The 18864-nt window shown below is 60.7% G+C and carries 19 protein-coding genes; 13 read left to right on the top strand and 6 right to left on the bottom strand.

Annotation, left to right across the window (positions count from 1 at the left end):
- Window positions 1-88: 88 nt before the first annotated feature.
- The gene (locus B7H23_RS09530; protein ID WP_094077706.1) at window positions 89-1756 is read left to right on the top strand and encodes a Do family serine endopeptidase; all 1668 of its coding nucleotides are present in this window, start codon (window positions 89-91) and stop codon (window positions 1754-1756) included.
- A 7-nt stretch (window positions 1757-1763) separates the two neighbouring features.
- Here the strand turns inward: B7H23_RS09530 and serB are convergent, their stop codons facing one another.
- Window positions 1764-2648: a phosphoserine phosphatase SerB gene (serB, locus tag B7H23_RS09525; protein ID WP_094077194.1), complete on the bottom strand. Its 885-nt coding sequence runs from the start codon at window positions 2646-2648 to the stop codon at window positions 1764-1766.
- Window positions 2649-2667: 19 nt separating this feature from the next.
- Between serB and miaA the strand changes: the two genes are divergently transcribed.
- A complete protein-coding gene (gene miaA / locus B7H23_RS09520; RefSeq protein ID WP_094077705.1) occupies window positions 2668-3585 on the top strand; it encodes a tRNA (adenosine(37)-N6)-dimethylallyltransferase MiaA in 918 nt (305 codons plus the stop codon).
- A gap of 95 nt (window positions 3586-3680) precedes the next feature.
- Complete coding sequence (locus tag B7H23_RS09515) at window positions 3681-4442, top strand: GGDEF domain-containing protein (protein WP_094077193.1); 762 nt, start codon at window positions 3681-3683, stop codon at window positions 4440-4442.
- 7 nt (window positions 4443-4449) lie between these two features.
- Here the strand turns inward: B7H23_RS09515 and B7H23_RS09510 are convergent, their stop codons facing one another.
- Entirely contained in the window at window positions 4450-6522 is a 2073-nt protein-coding gene (locus tag B7H23_RS09510) for an ATP-binding protein (RefSeq protein WP_158215806.1), read from the bottom strand.
- Between the two features lie 332 nt (window positions 6523-6854).
- On the opposite strand from B7H23_RS09510, the gene B7H23_RS09505 reads away from it, so the two are divergent.
- The 3 genes from B7H23_RS09505 to B7H23_RS09495 all read left to right on the top strand — a co-directional run bounded on the left by B7H23_RS09505 (window position 6855) and on the right by B7H23_RS09495 (window position 11144).
- Window positions 6855-8648 (top strand): acetolactate synthase 3 large subunit, encoded by a 1794-nt coding sequence (locus B7H23_RS09505; protein WP_276294270.1) that lies wholly within the window; start codon window positions 6855-6857, stop codon window positions 8646-8648.
- A gap of 23 nt (window positions 8649-8671) precedes the next feature.
- Window positions 8672-9250, top strand: coding sequence for an acetolactate synthase small subunit (gene ilvN, locus B7H23_RS09500; protein WP_094077191.1), 579 nt, complete (start codon window positions 8672-8674; stop codon window positions 9248-9250).
- 196 nt (window positions 9251-9446) lie between these two features.
- Window positions 9447-11144 (top strand): DMP19 family protein, encoded by a 1698-nt coding sequence (locus B7H23_RS09495; protein WP_143534752.1) that lies wholly within the window; start codon window positions 9447-9449, stop codon window positions 11142-11144.
- Between the two features lie 9 nt (window positions 11145-11153).
- Here B7H23_RS09495 and B7H23_RS09490 read toward each other — a convergent pair whose 3' ends face one another.
- Both B7H23_RS09490 and B7H23_RS16100 read right to left on the bottom strand, forming a co-directional pair.
- On the bottom strand, window positions 11154-11633 hold the full coding sequence (locus tag B7H23_RS09490; RefSeq protein ID WP_205320142.1) for a group III truncated hemoglobin: 480 nt from the start codon (window positions 11631-11633) through the stop codon (window positions 11154-11156).
- A gap of 9 nt (window positions 11634-11642) precedes the next feature.
- Entirely contained in the window at window positions 11643-11807 is a 165-nt protein-coding gene (locus B7H23_RS16100) for a hypothetical protein (RefSeq protein ID WP_173861901.1), read from the bottom strand.
- Between the two features lie 93 nt (window positions 11808-11900).
- Between B7H23_RS16100 and B7H23_RS09485 the strand changes: the two genes are divergently transcribed.
- Together B7H23_RS09485 and B7H23_RS09480 are read left to right on the top strand one after the other, a co-directional pair.
- Window positions 11901-12347: an RrF2 family transcriptional regulator gene (locus B7H23_RS09485; protein ID WP_240535043.1), complete on the top strand. Its 447-nt coding sequence runs from the start codon at window positions 11901-11903 to the stop codon at window positions 12345-12347.
- Between the two features lie 42 nt (window positions 12348-12389).
- Window positions 12390-13517 carry an ATP-dependent DNA helicase gene (locus B7H23_RS09480; protein ID WP_094077189.1) on the top strand — a complete coding sequence of 376 codons (1128 nt, stop codon included), beginning with the start codon at window positions 12390-12392 and terminating at the stop codon, window positions 13515-13517.
- 24 nt (window positions 13518-13541) lie between these two features.
- Here the strand turns inward: B7H23_RS09480 and B7H23_RS09475 are convergent, their stop codons facing one another.
- Both B7H23_RS09475 and B7H23_RS09470 read right to left on the bottom strand, forming a co-directional pair.
- Window positions 13542-14006 (bottom strand): hypothetical protein, encoded by a 465-nt coding sequence (locus tag B7H23_RS09475; RefSeq protein WP_094077188.1) that lies wholly within the window; start codon window positions 14004-14006, stop codon window positions 13542-13544.
- 113 nt (window positions 14007-14119) lie between these two features.
- Entirely contained in the window at window positions 14120-14944 is an 825-nt protein-coding gene (locus B7H23_RS09470) for a SpoIIAA family protein (protein WP_158215805.1), read from the bottom strand.
- A 252-nt stretch (window positions 14945-15196) separates the two neighbouring features.
- Here B7H23_RS09470 and B7H23_RS09465 point away from each other — a divergent pair, with 252 nt between their 5' ends.
- The 5 genes from B7H23_RS09465 to ilvC all read left to right on the top strand — a co-directional run bounded on the left by B7H23_RS09465 (window position 15197) and on the right by ilvC (window position 18745).
- On the top strand, window positions 15197-15961 hold the full coding sequence (locus B7H23_RS09465; protein ID WP_094077701.1) for a pyridoxine 5'-phosphate synthase: 765 nt from the start codon (window positions 15197-15199) through the stop codon (window positions 15959-15961).
- Between the two features lie 75 nt (window positions 15962-16036).
- Complete coding sequence (locus B7H23_RS16030; RefSeq protein ID WP_158215804.1) at window positions 16037-16195, top strand: hypothetical protein; 159 nt, start codon at window positions 16037-16039, stop codon at window positions 16193-16195.
- A 134-nt stretch (window positions 16196-16329) separates the two neighbouring features.
- Entirely contained in the window at window positions 16330-16908 is a 579-nt protein-coding gene (locus B7H23_RS09460; RefSeq protein WP_094077186.1) for a transglycosylase SLT domain-containing protein, read from the top strand.
- Window positions 16909-17012: 104 nt separating this feature from the next.
- Window positions 17013-17693, top strand: coding sequence for a TetR/AcrR family transcriptional regulator C-terminal domain-containing protein (locus B7H23_RS09455; protein ID WP_094077185.1), 681 nt, complete (start codon window positions 17013-17015; stop codon window positions 17691-17693).
- Window positions 17694-17725: 32 nt separating this feature from the next.
- On the top strand, window positions 17726-18745 hold the full coding sequence (gene ilvC, locus B7H23_RS09450; protein WP_094077184.1) for a ketol-acid reductoisomerase: 1020 nt from the start codon (window positions 17726-17728) through the stop codon (window positions 18743-18745).
- The last annotated feature ends 119 nt before the right edge of the window (window positions 18746-18864 follow it).

The raw sequence follows: 18864 nt of genomic DNA, 5'->3' as shown, positions 1-18864 counted from the left end.
TGAAAAGGCGGTAAGGTGCCTCGCTATCGCTCAAGTGCCAATCTATGATTCCGATGTGCTGCATATGCGTATCGGATGGGAGTTCGTAATGTCGAAACGCCGCCTGCCTTTTCCGGGAACGATCGTCCGGACACTTCTTGGCACTTCGTTGATTATCGCACTTCCGGCTTTTGCGCAGGATAGCCGACCAGAGCTTCCCCAGGGCCAGATCGCTCCGTCCCAGCCCGATAGTCCGGCTACACCCGTGGAACCGACGCCAGAAGTCGATCTGCCGCCCGCGCCTCCGGAACTCGATCTGGTGCCAGCGCCGGAGAGCGAAACGGGTTTGAACCTTACGGCGTCTCGACAGGGTGGGTTGTCGGGAGGACCGGAATCGGTGGCCGATCTGGCAGAAAAGCTGCTACCGGCTGTTGTGAACATCTCGTTGACGCAGCAACCTGATCGATCCGACCGCGGTGAGATTGCGCCACCCGATTTGCCGGAGGACTCCCCGTTCAAGGAGTATTTTGAGGACTTCTTCAACAAGCGGTCGGAGGATGGCCCTCCGCTTCCTGCCAGTTCGCTCGGCTCCGGCTTCGTGATCGATGCGGAGAACCGCTATGTCGTGACGAACAATCACGTTATCGAGGGCGGAGGGGACATTACCGCGGTTTTCCCGGACGGCACGCGTATCGGCGCGACCTTGCGCGGTACCGACGAGAAAACCGATCTGGCTGTTCTACAATTGGATGAAACGGACGAACGGCTGACGGACGTTAAATTCGGTCCATCCGAAGAGATGCGGATCGGTGACTGGGTTATGGCGATCGGTAATCCCTTCGGTCTGGGCAGCACGCTGACGGTGGGCATCGTCTCCGCCGTCAACCGCGATATCGAGGCCGGGCCCTATGACGATTTCATCCAGACGGATGCGGCCATCAATCGGGGCAATTCCGGCGGTCCGCTCTTCAACATGTTCGGCGAAGTGATCGGCATCAATACGGCGATCATATCGCCCTCGGGCGGGTCGATCGGTATCGGATTTTCCGTCCCGTCCGATCTGGCCCGCGGTGTGGTGAGCCAGCTTATTAATTATGGCGAGACCCGACGTGGCTGGCTTGGCGTGCGGATCGAACCGGTGACAGAATCCATCGCCGAAAGCCTCGATCTGGACAGCACGGAGGGGGCGCTTGTTGCGGCCATTATCGAGCCTGGTCCGGTCGACAATGGAGAGATTCTTCCAGGCGACATCATTACCGAATTTGATGGCCGCAAGGTAAAGCAATCGCGTGATCTGCCGCGCATCGTTGCCGATACGGCTGTGGGGAAGTCCGTTGAGGTCATCGTTATCCGGAAGGGCGAAGAGGTTACGGTTGAAGTCACGCTTGGCCGTCTCGAAGATGCCGACGCAGCCGAAAATGAGGCTGCAGACGAGTCCGGGACCGATCAGGAGCCGCCCGAAACGAACGACGAAAGCGGCGTCAGCCTGAGCGGCGTCGAACTGGCTGAGATCGACCGGGCGGCCCGCGCGCAATACGCCATATCGGACGATGTGAACGGCGTTCTTATCGCGTCCGTCGAAACCGGATCGGAAGCCGAAGAGCGTGGACTGGAGGCCGGCATGATCGTTATCGCCATCGCTCAGGAGCTGGTCGCCTCGCCGGAGGAGGCCTCGGAACGGTTGCAGGCCTTGAAGGAGAACGGTCGGCAGAACGCGTTTTTGCTGCTCTCACGTCCCGATGGCGAGACCTTTATCGAAACGCTGCCGATCAAATAGCGCTTATCTAGCTGACGAAATCGGTCTCTCGGTAGCCTTGCATGTAGAGAAGGGCTGTCAGATTGCCGTGATCGATACGGAACCGCGCCTTTTCGGCGACGGTCGGCTTGGCATGCAACGCTACGCCCGATCCGGCAATTTCGATCATGCCAAGATCATTGGCCCCATCCCCGACAGCAATAGCGTCGCCCGGCGTGACGCCCTTTGCGTGCGATACCTCCTGCAACGCGCTCACCTTGGCTTCTTTGCCAAGGATCGGTTCGACCACTTCACCAGCCAGTTTTCCTTCGTGCTCGACGAGACGATTGGCGCGATTTTCATCGAAGCCGAGCAATGCGGCAACGCGGCTGGTAAAGGCCGTGAAACCACCGGAGACAAGTGCGCAATAGCCACCATTGGCCCGCATGGTGGCGACCAGCTCGCGGCCGCCGGGCATCAAGGTGATCCGCGTGCGGATCACGTCGTCGATCACGGAAACGGGAAGGCCTTTCAGTAGTGCGACGCGCTCTCGAAGCGCCGGTTCGAAGGCGATCTCGCCGTTCATGGCGCGGGCGGTGATGGCCGCCACGCGATCCTTCATGCCAACCATATCCGCCAATTCATCGATGCATTCCTGCTGGATCATCGTGGAATCCATGTCCGCAATGAGTATGGCCTTGCGCCGAACGGCATCGTCCTGCACCACGACATCGACGGGTCTGTCGGATAGGAGGCCACGCAGCTGCCGGTCGGCATCCTGCGCCCGACTTTCGGCGGGTAGGGTAAGGTCGCAGGCTTCCGTGTTGGCCAGAATGCTGGCCTTGGCTGACATCGCCTCTTCGACCTGCTGGAGGACATCGGCGGTCAAAGCGGCCGAACCCGGCGCGGCGATCAGCGTTGCGACAAGCGGCATGGAAAGGATCTCGGCTTCGATGACAGGTGGAAAGAGGGCTCACGGCGCGGCTACTCTGATAGCTGGGCCGACGGCAAGCGGCAAGACGGCGCTGGCCGTCGAAATGGCAGTGAAGACGGGCGCGGTCATCATCAATGCGGACTCCATGCAGGTCTATGACGTGCTCGACCGGCTGACGGCACGCCCAAGCGCATCGGAACTCGCTGCCGCACCGCATCATCTGTTCGGCCATGTTTCTCCCGCTGACGCCTATTCCGTTGGCCAGTGGTCTCGCGATGTGGAGGTATTGCTGGCCGGCCCGCTTGCAGACCGCTCCGTGATTATTGTGGGCGGCACGGGGCTCTATTTCCGGGCCCTGGAAGGTGGGCTTTCCACCATGCCACCCGTTCCAGACATCATCCGCCAGAATCTTCGCGCACGCTGGCAGAGCGAAGGATCGGAAGCGCTTCATGCCGAGCTTGCGCAATGCGATCCGTCCGCTGCCGCCGCGATCGGCAAAAACGATGCGCAGCGCATTCTCCGGGCCCTTGAGGTTTTTGAGGCATCCGGCGTTCCGCTCACCGAGCATCAGGGAAAGGGCAGTATGCCGCTTGTCGACCTTGAGAAAACGCGACGCCTGCTATTGGTACCGGATCGCGGTGAGTTGCGGATGCGTATCGCCGAGCGCTTCGAAACGATGATGGCGGGGCCGGCTGTCGACGAAGTCCGGCACCTCCTGTCCTTGAAACTGGATCGTTCGCTGCCGGCCATGAGGGCAATCGGCGTCGCGCAGATCGCTGCCATGCTGGATGGGCAGATCGAAAAGGGTGAGGCCATCGTTCAATCGATTAATGCCACGCGGCAATACGCCAAGCGCCAAACCACCTGGTTCCGAAATCAACTCGGCCCCGAATGGGAGCGGCTCGACAGATGCCAACCGCCTGTTTATATCGCCTAATCGCGTGACCAGTTACCTTGGGGAACAGTGCGCCGCTTAAGAGATGTTTAGGGCGGTTTCATTATGCTGCCGGAACAACGAGGATCGCCGGCTCAATGCGTTTTCACAAATCCGAACTGGCCTTTTTTGCGTTCACGTTTGCCCTTTTGATGGCGAGTGGGCTGCTGGCGTTCGCACTTTATGTATCGGATGAATTGTCGTCCAATTATGGTCTGCGCGCGTTCACTCATGGCGCGCTGGTCATTCAGGGCGCTGCGCTCCTTTTCGGCACGCTCTACATTTATCCGCTCCTGCGCTCCCATGCCCGAGAGGAACACAAGCTGCGGAAGATGACGGCGAATCTTTCCGAACGCAGTGAGACGCTGGAGCATGTGGCGCTGACCGATGGCCTGACCGGCATGCAGAATCGCCGCTATTTCGACGATGCCCTGCGCGAATACATGGAAGAGTTCGGCCGGATTAAGCGGCCGATCGGTCTGATGATCCTCGATCTGGATCACTTCAAGACCGTCAATGACACGCACGGCCATGATGTTGGCGACGAAGTTTTGAAAGCGGTCGCCAAGGTCCTGAAGGATTTCACGCGCTATCACGATGTCGTCGCACGGCTTGGCGGCGAGGAATTTGCTGTCGTCACGCCCAATATGGGTGCGTCAGGGTTGCCTGGTTTCGCCGACCGGCTGCGCAAGGCCATCGCAACGATCGATATTCTAACGGACAATGTGCATCTGCGCGTGACGACATCCGTCGGCGTCGCTGTATGGAACGGCGATGAGACGGCGGAAGAGTTGTATCGGCGGGCGGACCGTATGCTCTACCAGGCCAAGCGCGAGGGCCGGAACCGCGTCTGCGCCTGAGCAAAGGTCAGCGCTTCGGCCGGAATTGCTTCATCAGATCATTATTGGTCGTACGCCCAGCCGCTGAACGGTCGGACAGATCGAACCGACTGGTTCTCTGTTTGTCGTTCGCCGCCCTGGGCTCAGGTTTGGGCGACTGCGCGGAGGGGCCCGACGGAACGACGGGTCTATGCGCCTTCTTCGATGCGTCTGCATTCGTCTGCAATTGAGCGTTGTCCGCCCCTTCGTCATTGGCGTCGCCATCCGCCAGCAGCACCCGGGCGCGCACGCGGCTGAGCATGTCCTGCCCGCCGGGATCGGCGCCTCGATCCTGCCCTTCGGTTTCACGCGCTGGGGCGGACCAGGAAACCTTGCCATTTCCGTCCTCGGCTGCACCCTCCGTTCGCAAACGCGCGATAACCTTGCCGAGATTGGGCGCTTTTTTGCCGTTCGCGATAGCGTCACGCTGTTCGTAGATATGAGCGCCGGGCAAGTGTTCGCCAGGCAGGTTTTCGAACTGCATCCGCATGGGCGTCTGAAACGCTTCGCCAAAAGCGATGCATTCGCGATTTGCGATCGACGACAGAAATGAGAGCGTCGATTTGGCTGCGCCAACGGATGCTCGCCGAATGATCTCCTGATCGTATTCATTGGCCAGCCGCATGGCGAAGATGGTCGAGCATTGCGACAGGATAGTCTGGTCCAGTTCGCCGGGTCGTTGGGTCACGATACCGAGGTGCACGCCATATTTACGGCCTTCCTTGGCGATCCGCGAAATGGCGAGTCTCGTCGGCAGGAAACCGGCGCTTTTGTCGGCCGGAATATAGCGATGGGCTTCTTCGCAAAGGACGAGGGTTTCGATGGAACCATCGGACGATGTCGCCAGTTCGAACGCGATCCGACAAAGCACCGACACGACGGCGTTGACGACTTCGCTCGGCAGATTGCTCATTTCGAAGACGCAAATCGGCTTGCCGTCGATCGGCAGGCGGAACACTTTGGCAAGAGTAGCCTGCATACAGTCGGAAACGGCGTTGCGTCCGAACATGAACTGAAACCGGTTGTCGAACAGAAGGGTTCTAAGCCGGTTGCGGATGGCCCGAAGATGGGGGCGGTCCTCCTTGCCTTCCAACTGGCCGATCCGTTCGTCGATCAGCGCAAGCAGATCCTGCATTCGGTATGGCACGGGCGTATCGGCCGTGTGGTTTGATATCTCCTGCTGGTTGCGGACCAGTACGCTGGCCTCGGGCCGTCCGCCCGATTCATAGCGCTGCTTGGCGAGGGGGATGAGATCCTGCAGCGCGTCGCGTTCGTCCACCGGTGCAGGGCGGCCACGATAGATCACCTCGATGAACTCCTCGAAGCGGAACATCCAGTAGGGCAGGTCGAGCTGGTTGGCATCGATGGTCAGCGCCTTGTCGCCAAAGGCGGCAGCAAATTCATTATGCGGGTCGAGAACCAGTGCGCGCAGCTGGGGTCTGATTTCGACGATCTTTCGCAAGAGCAAAGCGATTGCCGTCGACTTTCCGACGCCCGTGGAGCCGACGACCGCGAAATGGCGGGATAGCAGTTTCTCGACATCGATGGTCGCGGAGACGCGCTCGTCCTGGGAGAGCGTGCCGATGGCCAAACCGCCGTTCTCGGAGGTGTACATGGCCTCTAGATCGATGGCCCGGATGCGGTGGGCGACAGCGCCCATATAGGGATAGGTAGTCACGCCGCGCGAAAAGACCGGGGCACCGTTCTCGGTCTGGCGGACTTCGCCGACGATTTCGATAACCACACGTAGCTGGTTGATGGCCTTGGGGTCCCAGGCCTCGGCGACCGTATCGACCTTATAGACGAAGCCGACAATGCGGTTCTCGTTGACTCGAACCGAGATCATCTGGCCGACCGCCCAGTAATCGTCGGAGCCGGCTGCATCGCCGCCACCTTTCGCCATGATGATAGCGTTGTTGCCGTCGCACTGGATCACGTAACCTTCGGCTCGGTTGCGTTTGACGAACTTGCCGTTGTCATCGAGAAAACCATTCTCGCGGCGACCATCTGCCTTGAGGCGCTCGCCTGTAGCGGCCGGAAAATGTGTCGACGGTTTATCCATCTTCGTCCCAAATCTAGCGGCGGGTCTTCGCCGGGCTCGCAGACTATAAGAACGCCGTTGCCAAAATCCTGTTAACAGCCGGCTAGCTGCCTGCACTCCAATCGTCCGATGGCCGGCATCTCTTGACGGGAGGCATTGCTCATGCTTGATGCGGGTCATGATTTCTATTCGTATCGTACTCGTAGGACCGCGCATGGGCAGGGTGGCGTAGCCGCCCGGCATTTGCCACCCATGCGCGGAAAATCAGGCCCGAAAGGGCCTTTTTTATTGCCTTCACGACATGAGTTGGGACAAACCGCCGCATTGGGCGGGACAGACAGGACAACGGGACGATGGCCGAAGGAAACGGACGACGGGAAGCAGGCGCGCGGCAGATGACAGGCGCCGAAATGGTGGTGCAGGCGCTGATCGATAATGGGGTCACGGATATTTTCGGTTATCCGGGCGGCGCCGTCCTTCCCATCTATGACGAGATTTTCCAGCAGGAGACCGTCCGCCACATCCTGGTCCGCCACGAACAGGGCGCAGGTCATATGGCCGAGGGCTATGCCCGATCCACCGGGCGGTGCGGCGTCATGCTGGTGACCTCCGGGCCGGGTGCGACCAATGCGGTGACGCCGTTGCAGGACGCGCTGATGGATTCCATCCCACTCGTCTGCATATCCGGCCAGGTTCCCACTGCCGTTATCGGCTCGGACGCATTCCAGGAATGCGATACGGTCGGCGTGACGCGGCCTTGTACCAAGCACAACTGGCTGGTGCGCAATGTCGACGAACTGCCGGAGATCATGCACGAGGCGTTTCGCATTGCGACGACAGGCCGGCCGGGACCGGTGCTCGTCGACATTCCGAAGGACGTTCAGTTTGCGACCGGCACCTATATACCGCCGAGTGCGGCAAAACGGCGCACGAGCTATCAGCCGTCCATCCGCAGCCGTTCAGATACGGTGCGCGAAGCGATCGAACTTCTGCGCCATGCCAAGAAGCCCGTCATCTATTCGGGCGGCGGCGTCATCAATTCCGGGCCGGAAGCGTCGCATCTGTTGCGCGAATTCGTCCAGCTGACCGATTTTCCGATCACCTCCACCCTGATGGGGCTCGGGGCCTATCCAGCGTCCGGCGAGCGTTGGCTCGGCATGCTCGGCATGCACGGCACCTATCAGGCCAATATGGCCATGCACGATTGCGACGTGATGCTGTGCATCGGCGCGCGGTTCGACGATCGCATCACCGGACGGCTGGATGCCTTCTCGCCGAATAGCCGAAAGATTCATATCGACGTCGATCCGTCTTCGATCAACAAGATCGTGCATGTCGATGTTCCGATCATCGGCGATTGCGGCCATGTGCTGGAAGATATGGTTCGGCTCTGGCGGGCCGGTTCCGCCGATAAGGGGCGCCTGAAACCCTGGCTGGAACAGATCGAAAGCTGGAAGGCGCGCGATTGTCTGGCCTATTCGCCCAATGACGATATCATCATGCCGCAATACGCCATTCAGCGGCTGTATGAGCTGACCAAGGATCGCAAAACCTTCATCACTACGGAAGTCGGCCAGCACCAGATGTGGGCGGCCCAGTTCTACGGCTTCGAGGAGCCGAACCGATGGATGACCTCCGGCGGGCTCGGAACGATGGGATATGGCCTGCCAGCGGCGGTCGGCGTCGCTGCCGCGCATCCCGATGCGCTGGTCATCGACATTGCGGGCGATGCGTCCGTGCAGATGACCATGCAGGAGATTTCGACGGCGATCCAGTATGACCTGCCAGTGAAAATCTTCATCTTGAACAATCACTATATGGGCATGGTGCGCCAGTGGCAGCAATTGCTGCATGGCAACCGACTATCGCATTCCTATTCGGAAGCACTGCCCGATTTCGTCAAGATGGCCGAAGCGTTCGGCGCCACCGGACTGCATTGCGCCAAGCCGGACGATCTGGACGATGCCATCCAGGAGATGATCGAAACGCCCGGCCCGGTGATCTTCGACTGCGAGGTGGCCAATCTGGCCAATTGTTTCCCGATGATTCCGTCCGGCAAGGCGCATAACGAGATGCTGTTGCCGGACGAAGCCAGCGATGAGGTTGTCTCCAAGGCAATCGATCGCGAAGGCGCACAATTGGTCTGACTGGTCTGAGACGGAGAATAATCATGAACGTCAAATTGCAACCACCCGCCTCGGCCTATTTCATCACCAAGGAGACCGAGAGCGCAGAGCGCCGGACACTATCGGTTCTCGTGGACAATGAGCCGGGCGTACTGGCGCGAGTCATCGGCCTCTTCTCCGGCCGGGGCTACAATATCGAAAGCCTGACCGTCTCGGAGACCGAGCACGAGAAGCACCTGTCGCGGATCACGATCGTGACGAGCGGGCCGCCGCATGTGCTGGAGCAGATTCGCCACCAGCTTGAGCGAATCGTGCCGGTTCATCGCGTCGTCGATCTGAACCTCGTGGCAACCTCCAAGGGACACGACAAGCCGATCGAGCGGGAGCTTGCCCTGGTCAAGGTTGCGGGGACCGGCGAAAAGCGCGTTGAGGCGCTGCGCCTGTGCGAGGCTTTCCGCGGCACGGTGATCGACGCCAATACCGAGCATTTCATCTTCGAGATCACCGGACGGGTCTCCAAGATCGAGCAGTTCATCTCGATCATGGCGCCGCTGGGCCTCATCGAAGTCTGCCGAACAGGCGTGGTCGCCCTTTCGCGCGGCGCGGAAGGCATGTTGGAATGACCGGCTGCTAACCGTTCATTTACCATGTTGCGGCTCTTCGGTAGAGCCGTCCGCCCTATTAGCAGGATGTTGACCATAGAGGCACAGACTCGGTGGCAGTTCATTGTCCGCGTCAGGGTTTGTCATGCTGAATGGTCTGCTGAAAAAAAAGAAGAAGACGGACGAGTCTATTCATCCCCAAGTCACTAAGGACGAAGTGGGTGCGCGCCTGAAAGGGCTCTTCAAGAGCGCGGAAGGTAATGCGCCAGACAGGCCCGACGACAATAAAAGCGCTCTGAAGCGACTTGTCGCATCCGCTGCTGCCGAAGCCATGGGCGAGGGGCAGACACAGACCGTCCAGAAAGACGATGACGATCCAGCCGTGGTGGAGAAAGCGGCGAGCGACGTTCAATCCGCAGCCGACACTTTGTCCGCCGCCCTGGCCCACGCTGGTGCGCAGGGCAGTAACCCGTTTGCGCAGGCTCCGACCTTTCGCGACATTGGCCGCGATATCGAAGCGCATCTGGAAACGCTGCGCCGTTCGAATGCCGACATTCAGGCCTTTCTGAATGAGAGGGATCATGGCGGTTCACCTGCCAACATGCCCGATTCCGATCATGCGTCAGTTACCGAAGACGCGCTCGATACCGACGGTGAAGGTGCAGAAACGCTATCCCGCTCGCGATCCGACGATGAGAGTGTGGCGGTTGCCGAACCGGCCGAAGAAATTGTTGCTTCGGAAGCGGTTGGTGTTTCTGATGAATCTCATGCAACGATCGATGGCGATGCTGCTGCGATCGTGCAGCCGGACGAGGCGAGCGACGTCGGAAACGATCCAACGGACGCATTACCGGCGGAAGACGGGCTGGCTCACGAGAGCGCCCCGACGGATGAGTCGGCGGATGACGGCGTGGCAATGGAAGCGCCCTCGATGATTCCCGACGTGACGGACATCGTCGAGGATGCCGACGATATGTTGGGAGACCGTGCGGTCGGTGAAGCGCGAGAGGGGCATGAGGATGCCTTTCCTGAAAACAAGGACGAGGCAATGCCGGCCTATAGCGAGAAGGTCAGTCTCGGCGACCAGATCGCGTCCATGACACCGGATGAGCATCAGGAACGGCTTCGCCGGCTTGAGGAAATGGTGACCGGCGGTTTCGAAGCCGATGGCGACGACGAAGTCGACGCGAGCGCGGATACCGAACCTACCGTGGCGGAGGAGCCGGGTCGTTCGGAGGCGCAAGACGCCGTCGGCGCCACGGATGAAGCGCCTCATGTGGCCGCCACCGACCAACCGGAACCGGCAAACGCCGATACTGCGGATCGCGAAGAAGGCGGCCATGCCGCCCTCTCGATTCCCCTGATGCTAAGCGACGAGGTGATGGCGCAGGAGGACGATACCGCGGCGCATGAACTGAACGCCCAGATCTGCGATTTTCTTCTCTTCGATGCGTTCGTCACGTCGGAAGAATTGAGCGAACCGGCTTTCATGGGCTGGAGCGTGGACTTCTTCTGGCGAAACGCTGTCGAGGGCGGGCTTGCACGCTTCGTGCATCTGGCGATCGACCGCCCGGAAATCTGGAAAGCGCTGGTCGATGGACTGGAAGCGGTCGAGGCCGAAAGCCATCTGCGTCTCGTCGAGGCGTTACAGGCTCTTCTGGCGCAGGATGGCGACCTTGCCGATGCTCTCTCCGCCGATCCGGCGGGAGCGGACGATGAGAAGGTGTTCGAGGAGCTCGACGAAGCTCTGAGCGATGCCGACGAGGAATTCAGCCTTCCACACGCCATGGGCGGCTGGCTGAAATCGCAAACCGATGTCGAGGTTCTGGAAACGGAAGCCCTGCGGCAGAAGGTTTCGGCCTATGCCGATCTGCCGGAATTGCAGAGGCGCGGCAAGACGGACGGCACCGCCTGACAGGAAATTTCAGCCACGATCGGCCGCGTTGCCCCTGAGCGCCTCCGGCGGCGTGTTGAAAGGCGAGCCGAACCGCGCCAGCCAGAGGCTCGACCCGACCCGTCTGGCCACGGCTTGAACGGTAGCTGCAGCCTGCGGCTCGAAAAGCGCATTCGTCGTCGCATCGAACAGCGCGATCCAGCGTTCGAAATCGCTGGACTTCAGATCGGCAATGCCGTTGTGCGCCGGTACGGGACGACCATGATATTCGCCCGTTCGCAACAGCACCGAGCGCCAGAACGCCTTCATTCGCTCCAGATGAACCGGCCAGCGATCCTGGATGATTCCGTCGAAGAGCGGACCCAGCCGCTCATCATGCCGTACGGCATCGTAGAACCGGTCGACCATGACCGAGATATCATTCGCCTCGATGCCGGGCGCGGCGGGAGCGGGCGGCCGGCTGACAGACCGAACCGTCAATTCGGGTATGTTGTCGGATGGATCGCTCACGTGACTCTCCTAAAGCCAGTCCCGCAGATTGAGCACGAGGACGGTCAACAAAACACCCCATACGCACATATTGATGAAGGACCGGATGATGCCACCATCCTCTTCGACCGAAATGCCGAGCCGCCGCCGTACGAAATCGCCGGGCAGAAGAAACAGATTGACGATGTGATGCATGGTCAGCGATCCTAAAAGTGGTATATACAATACCTGTATTACATTGCGCTGAAAAGCAATATCCCATATGCCACTTTACGATGCGATCTGGGAATGGAACCCATGCGCCTGACCGTCCAGACCGACTACGCGCTGCGTATCCTGATGGCGCTGGCCGCGTGCCATCCGGAGCATCTGTCCGTCAGTGCGATGGCCGAGCGCTTCAATGTATCGGGCAATCATCTGATGAAGACCGCCCAGACTCTGATCCGAAACGGCTTCGCTGTGGCAGTGCGGGGTCGGGGAGGCGGCATTCGTCTTGCGCGACCGGCAAGCGATATCGTCGTTGCCGACGTGGTGCGGGCGGTCGAGCCGGACTTCGCCATCGTCGAATGCTTCCAGCGGGCGGGCTGCTGCTTTTTGCCCGGCTGCCGGCTTAAGTCGCTGCTGGCGGAGGCTCGTTCGTCCTTCCTGGCCACGCTGGCGGGCGAGACGCTGGAGGGGCTTGTGGCCGGGTCGAAGGTGCCGCTTCCGGGGGACAGTCGTTCGGCTGCGGAGTAGAGCGTCTTGCCGGGAATCACCTGATCTGGCACGGCAGTGGCCATGGATTTCTCACCGCAACAGGATGCCGCCCTGAAAGCCGTGGCCGATTGGCTTAAGGGCGGGAAAGGGCCGGTGTTCCGCCTTTTCGGCTATGCCGGCACCGGCAAGACGACGCTGGCCCGCCATTTCGCGGAGGGCATCGACGGCGACGTGCAGTTCGCCGCCTTTACCGGCAAGGCCGCTCAGGTGCTGCGCCATCGCGGCGCAAGGAACGCCAAGACCATCCACTCGCTGATCTATCGCCCGCGCGGCGAGGAGGCGGTCGAGGATGAAGAGACCGGCAAGACAAGGATCTCGCCCTCCTTCTCGCTCAACCGGCAGAGCCCGGTCGCCAAGGCCAAGCTGATCGTGATCGACGAATGCTCGATGGTCGATGAAGAGCTCGGCCGCGATCTCATGAGCTTCGGTACGCCCATTCTCGTGCTCGGCGATCCGGGCCAGTTGCCGCCAATATCGGGCGGCGGGTTCTTCACCGATGCGGAGCCGGATTTCCTGCTGACGGAAATCCACCGGCAAGCGGCGGACAATCCCATCATCCGGCTGGCCATGGATGTACGCGAAGGCAAGGCGCTGATGCATGGCGATTACGGCACCGCGCAGGTCATATCCAAGAACGATGTGGACCAGGAGATGGTGCTGGCGGCCGATCAGGTGCTGGTCGGCACGAACCGGACGCGGCGGCGCTACAATGGACGGCTGCGGCAGTTGAAGGGCTTCGAAGGGGCGACACCGCAATCCGGCGACAAGCTGGTCTGCTTGAGAAACGACCCGACCAAGGGGCTTCTGAACGGCTCGCTCTGGACGGTGGTCTCGTCCAGCCGCGAGACGGTGAAGCCGGGTATCAATCTACTGGTCAGCCCGGAGGAAGAAGACGCCGAACGCGGCCTTGCCAAGATCAAGCTGCTGAAGGCGGCGTTCGAGGAGCCGGAAACCGAAATCGCCTGGCAGCTCAAGCGGCGCTACGACGATTTCGACTATGGCTATGCGCTGACCGTTCACAAAGCGCAGGGCAGCCAGTGGGACAATGTGGTCCTCTTCGACGAGAGCTACGCCTTTCGCGACAATCGCGAACGCTGGCTCTACACCGCCGTCACGCGGGCGGCGGAAACGCTCACCATCGTCAAGTAAGCGTTTCCGGGCTTGCGGGTCGGACTACTGGTTCGTTTCGCTTTCCTGCGGCGCGGCTTCGGTGGCCGGTTCCGCTTCCGCAGGTGTCTCGGCAGGGTCCGGTTCGCCGCGAATCGCCCGCTCCAGCGCATCCAGCCTTTCGGCAATTTCCGACTTGGCCTGCTCAAGCTCCTCGCGGGCATTGGTCGTCACGGTTTCGGACTGTTCGCGCACTTCGGTGCCGGCCTCCTGCGCATCGCCCTGCAGATTCTGGATTGCATCGGCCGCATCGCCGCCAAGATTGCGCGCGCCCTCGCCGACGCGTTCGGCTAGCGACTGAACGGTCGCCTGCAATTCATCGAAGCGGTTTTCCAGCGTTTCCTGACCCGATTCGATCTGATTCTGGGTGGCGGCAACCTCTCTTTCCGACACCATGCCGGGCAGCACCAGCCAGCCGAACAGCGTTCCGAGTGCAAAAACGATCAGAAGCGTGAAAAGTCGCGAGAACATGGTGGGGTCTCCGGTTGGGCGTTTGGGACTATGATCCCAGCTTTCCGTAAATCGTCCGCCTGTCAATCGCATTCACCGTCCGATCGGACTGACGAACGCGATTCAGGGACGGCCTATGCAGGCGGTGCGCCGGTTTCTGCTCCGGTCGCTCCATGCGGAGGCGGCGCTACCGGCGAGGCGCCGATCCACTGCCATGCGTCGTCTTCGCGGCCCGCCGGGAAAGTCCGCACCTCGAATGGCATCATCGCGCCAAGGAAATCGGTTGCGCCGCCCAGCATCTGGGGTGCGCCGACGAGAGCGTACCGGCGTAGATGACGCCATGCGCTGAATTTGGTTGCCCAGCTATTGCCGCTGAACAGGACGGCCGGATCGAAACTCGGCATTTTCTCTTCAAGCCGCACCAAAACGTCGATTTCCTTATAGTCGCGCAGCTTTTCTTCCAGAAGCTGGCTGAACGCCCTGATGTCGGACTTGGTCAGCCGCCCCGATACGGAGAACGCCATAGCGTCGGGCCGGTCGGTCTGGACGAGATGGAGGGCGGGGGCGGCGTCCTCCTTCTCCTCGATGGCCTCGCCCAGAACATAGCGGCGCGCCCGATCCATCTCTTCTGAGCGGAAGGTGCGGACGGACACGCCCGGCAGAAGCGCGCCTTCGGTTTTGGCGGCCCATTCCATCCAGCTCTTTTCGGTCACCACCGCGACGCGATCATAGCGGGACAGATCGCGCAGTTCGCGGAAGCCCTGTCGGAGATCCTCAATGAGGGCAGCCATCTCGAACCCGGCGAAACCCCGGACGTCGACGAGTATGTTGATGCGCTCGCTTTCATCCTTGGCGGCAGTGATGGCCGCCATCGCCATTCTGATATCGGATTTCTCGATCCGCCCGTCGATTGTCAGGTGACAGACACCGGGGGCGAGCGTTTCGATTGTGATAGCCATGGGACATGCTCCAAGCTGAAAAGGGCAGGGCGGTTTGCGCGCCATATCGGTCTTTCATGTTTGTATTGCTGCCGCTAAGTTCAATCCGCCTGTCCATGTGCGGCTAGGGTTCCGCTGCGAAACGCGCAGGCCGTACCCGGCGCCGTTGTCGTCTTCACACTTTGCCGAACATGCCACTGTGACATGACAGACGATTGCCGTTGCGCGGCAGGCCGCTATGGTTCCGTTCCCGAAATCCGAGGAAAGAGCGTCATGCCCGCTGCCCTGTCCGTCAATCTCAACGCTGTCGCGATGCTTCGCAACCGCCGCGATCTGCCATGGCCGAGCGTGACCGGGCTCGGGCGGATCGCGATGGTGGCGGGCGCGCATGGCCTGACCGTTCATCCGCGGCCAGATCAGCGGCATATCCAGTTCTCCGATCTGGCGCCGATTCGCGCCTTGCTGGACGAGGAATTTCGTGGCGGCGAGTTCAATATGGAAGGCTACCCGACCGAAGAGTTTCTTCGGCTGTGCGAGGAGAACCGGCCCGATCAGGTGACGCTTGTGCCGGACGATCCGGCGCAGGCGACCTCCGACCATGGCTGGGATTTCGCCGCTCACAAAGAGAATCTGAAAGCGGTGACCAAGCGCCTGAAAGTCAACGGTTTTCGGGTCAGCCATTTTTGCGATCCCGATGCGGACGAACGCCAGCTCGACGCCGCAGCCGAGATTGGCGCCGACCGGGTGGAGTTTTATACGGGGCCTTATGGCGGAACGTTCGATGACGCGCAGGCCCAAATGCGGCAGGCAGAACTGCTTGGCAGAACGGCCTCGCTGGCGCGCGAAAGAGGGCTCGGCGTCAATGCAGGCCACGATCTGACGGTCGCCAATCTGCCGCCGCTCGTCGCCGCGATCCCCGACCTCGCCGAAGTGTCGATCGGTCATGGCCTGACGGCCGATGCGCTCGAACACGGTATGGCCGGCACCGTGAACCGCTTTTTGGCGGCGCTTGGCCATGCCAATACCGAGCGACCTTAACGTTCCCTTTACCATAAATCCGTTCAATAGCGTGGGATACGAAACCTCGCGGCGCGTCCCTGCCGTTTCTTGCGAATGGCACGAAATACGAAAAGCCGTGACGTTCAGAGTAAGGCCGACAAACGGATCATGGCGGAGAACCGGAACGACCGCGACGATGGTAAAGCGCCGAAAGGCCGGCTGATCGTCGACAATCCGCCACCGCTCGCGCCCGATATGGACGATCTGCTCTAGGTTTGGGCGGGGCGGGACCTGCGCCCAGCCGAGGTGGATCATCACAGTGCCGAAGTGCGACCATGGTTAATTCCATTACGCATAAAATTTTATGATTTTCAGCCTTTAACTCGTGCGTCTGCACGAGGTTTGTCATGCGTCCCGTTCTGTTTCTCATTCCTATTCTGGTTCTGGCCGGCTGCGCCACGCCGCCAAAACGCATCAATAATATTTGCGCTGTCTTCGAACAGACGGACGGTTTCTTCACCGACTGGTCCAAATCGGCCTACAAGGCGGAACGGCGCTGGGGCGTGCCGCGCTCGGTGCTGCTGGCGACGATCCGCGTGGAATCAGGTTTCGATGGCAAGGCCAAACCGCCGCGCAAGAAGATTCTTGGCTTCATTCCCGGTAAGCGTCCTTCGAGCGCGTTCGGCTATGCGCAGGCGCTCGACGGCACATGGGACCGCTACCGAAAGGAAACGGGCAATTGGGGCGCCAAACGCAGCGATTTCGACGATGCGGTGGACTTCGTCGGCTGGCACCATCGCCTGGCCCATGAGAAGAACGGCGTCGCGTTGAACGATACCTATAATCTCTACCTCAACTACTATCTCGGTCATTCCGGCTATCGGCGCGGCAAATATCACGGCAATGCGGGTCTTGCCCGAACAGCGCAGAAGGCCACGAAGATGGCCCTGTCCTACAATCAGCAGATGCATCAGTGCGGGCGCTGACAAGGCTCTCCGCCCTCGTCGATCCGAACCGCTCGGGGCACAGCGACCTCGCCAGATGAAAACATCTGTTGACGGTGTACCGTACCGTACGGTACATCGCCTCCATGACGTCCGCTACTGCCATTAAAGACGATTTCACCAGCCGCCAGCAGGAGGTGCTGGAAGTCGTTCTTCAATTGATGGTCGATGAGGGCGACGGATTTTCGCTGGCCCGCGTCGCCCGAGCGGCAAGTTGCTCCAAGGAAACGCTCTACAAATGGTTCGGCGACCGTGACGGCTTGCTGACGGCGACGGTCCGATGGCAGGCGTCGCGCGTTCATGCCGGCGATTACTCAGGCGGTCCGCTAGACGGCGACCGCCTGCGGAGCCATCTGGAAAATTTTGCAGCGAACTGGTTGTCCGTGATTTCGTCGCCGACATCCATCGCGCTCAATCGCGTCGCGGTCGGGCAGGCCGGGTCCGGCAAGAGCCGCCTCGGCACCATCGTGCTGGCCAATGGCCGCATGGCGGTCGCCGACCGGCTGAAGCCACTTCTCGATGCAGGCAGAGCGACCGGGCTGCTCGCCTTCGACGATACGGAAGAGGTGTTCCGCACCTTTCTCGGCCTTGTCGGCCGGGACGTGCAAATCCGGCTTCTTCTCGGCGAGGGGCCGTTGCCCGACAATCAGAAAATCGCCGCCGACGCCAAGCGCGCGGCCGATCAGTTTCTCGCTCTTTTCGGAACCGAAGAGGGTGGAAGACCGAACACCGGAGAAGCGGTCGGAAGCGGCCGTCCGGCGCACTGAAACATACAACAAGCCTCAGGAAAGGACACATAATGCGCGTTTATTACGATGCCGATGCCGATCTCAATCTGATCAAGAACAAGAAGGTTGTCGTGGTCGGCTATGGCAGCCAAGGCCGGGCCCATGCGATGAACCTTAAGGATAGCGGCGCGAACGAACTGCGCATCGCTCTGCGCCCCGGTTCGACCACGGCCAAGAAGGTCGAAGCCGACGGGCTTCAGGTCATGAGCGTTTCGGAGGCTGCCGCCTGGGGCGACGTCATTATGATGGCGACGCCGGACGAGTTGCAGGCCGACATCTGGAAAGATGAGATCGCCGACAATATTCGCGACGGATCGGCCATCGCCTTCGCGCACGGCCTCAATGTGCATTTCGGTCTGATCGAGGCGAAAAAGACAATCGACGTCATCATGATCGCGCCGAAAGGCCCCGGCCATACGGTGCGCGGCGAATATGAGAAGGGCGGCGGCGTGCCGTGTCTGGTTGCCGTCGATCAGGATGCGTCCGGCAATGCGCTCGACGTCGCGCTATCCTATGCCGCTGGCGTCGGCGGCGGACGGTCGGGCATCATCGAGACCACCTTCAAGGAAGAGTGCGAGACCGACCTCTTCGGCGAACAGGCGGTGCTGTGCGGCGGCCTCGTCGAACTGATCCGCGCCGGCTTCGAAACGCTGGTCGAAGCCGGATACGCTCCGGAAATGGCCTATTTCGAATGCCTGCACGAAGTGAAGCTGATCGTCGACCTGATCTATGAGGGCGGCATCGCCAACATGAACTACTCCATCTCGAACACCGCCGAGTGGGGCGAGTATGTCACCGGCCCGCGGATCATCACCGAAGAGACCAAGGCCGAGATGGGCCGGGTGCTGAAGGATATCCAGACCGGCAAGTTCACTTCGGACTGGATGCAGGAATGGCATTCCGGCGCGGCCCGCTTCAAGGGCATTCGCCGTGTCAACGATGCGCACCAGATCGAAAAGGTGGGCGAACAGCTGCGCGGCATGATGCCCTGGATCAAAAGCGGCGCGCTGGTCGACAAGGATCGTAACTGATTGGTCCTTTCCAAGGATCGCAAGCTATGGGGTCGCGTCTTCGGATGCGGCCCTTTTTTTGCGGCCTGAAAAATAGGTCAGTGCTGTTGACATAATGCGGCGGGAGGCGGAAACATGCG

It is taken from the genome of Notoacmeibacter marinus (assembly GCF_002238045.1).
GTDB lineage: Bacteria > Pseudomonadota > Alphaproteobacteria > Rhizobiales > Rhizobiaceae > Notoacmeibacter > Notoacmeibacter marinus.
Note: the sequence above shows the minus strand (reverse complement) of the source record. Positions and strands in the feature narration are given on the sequence as shown.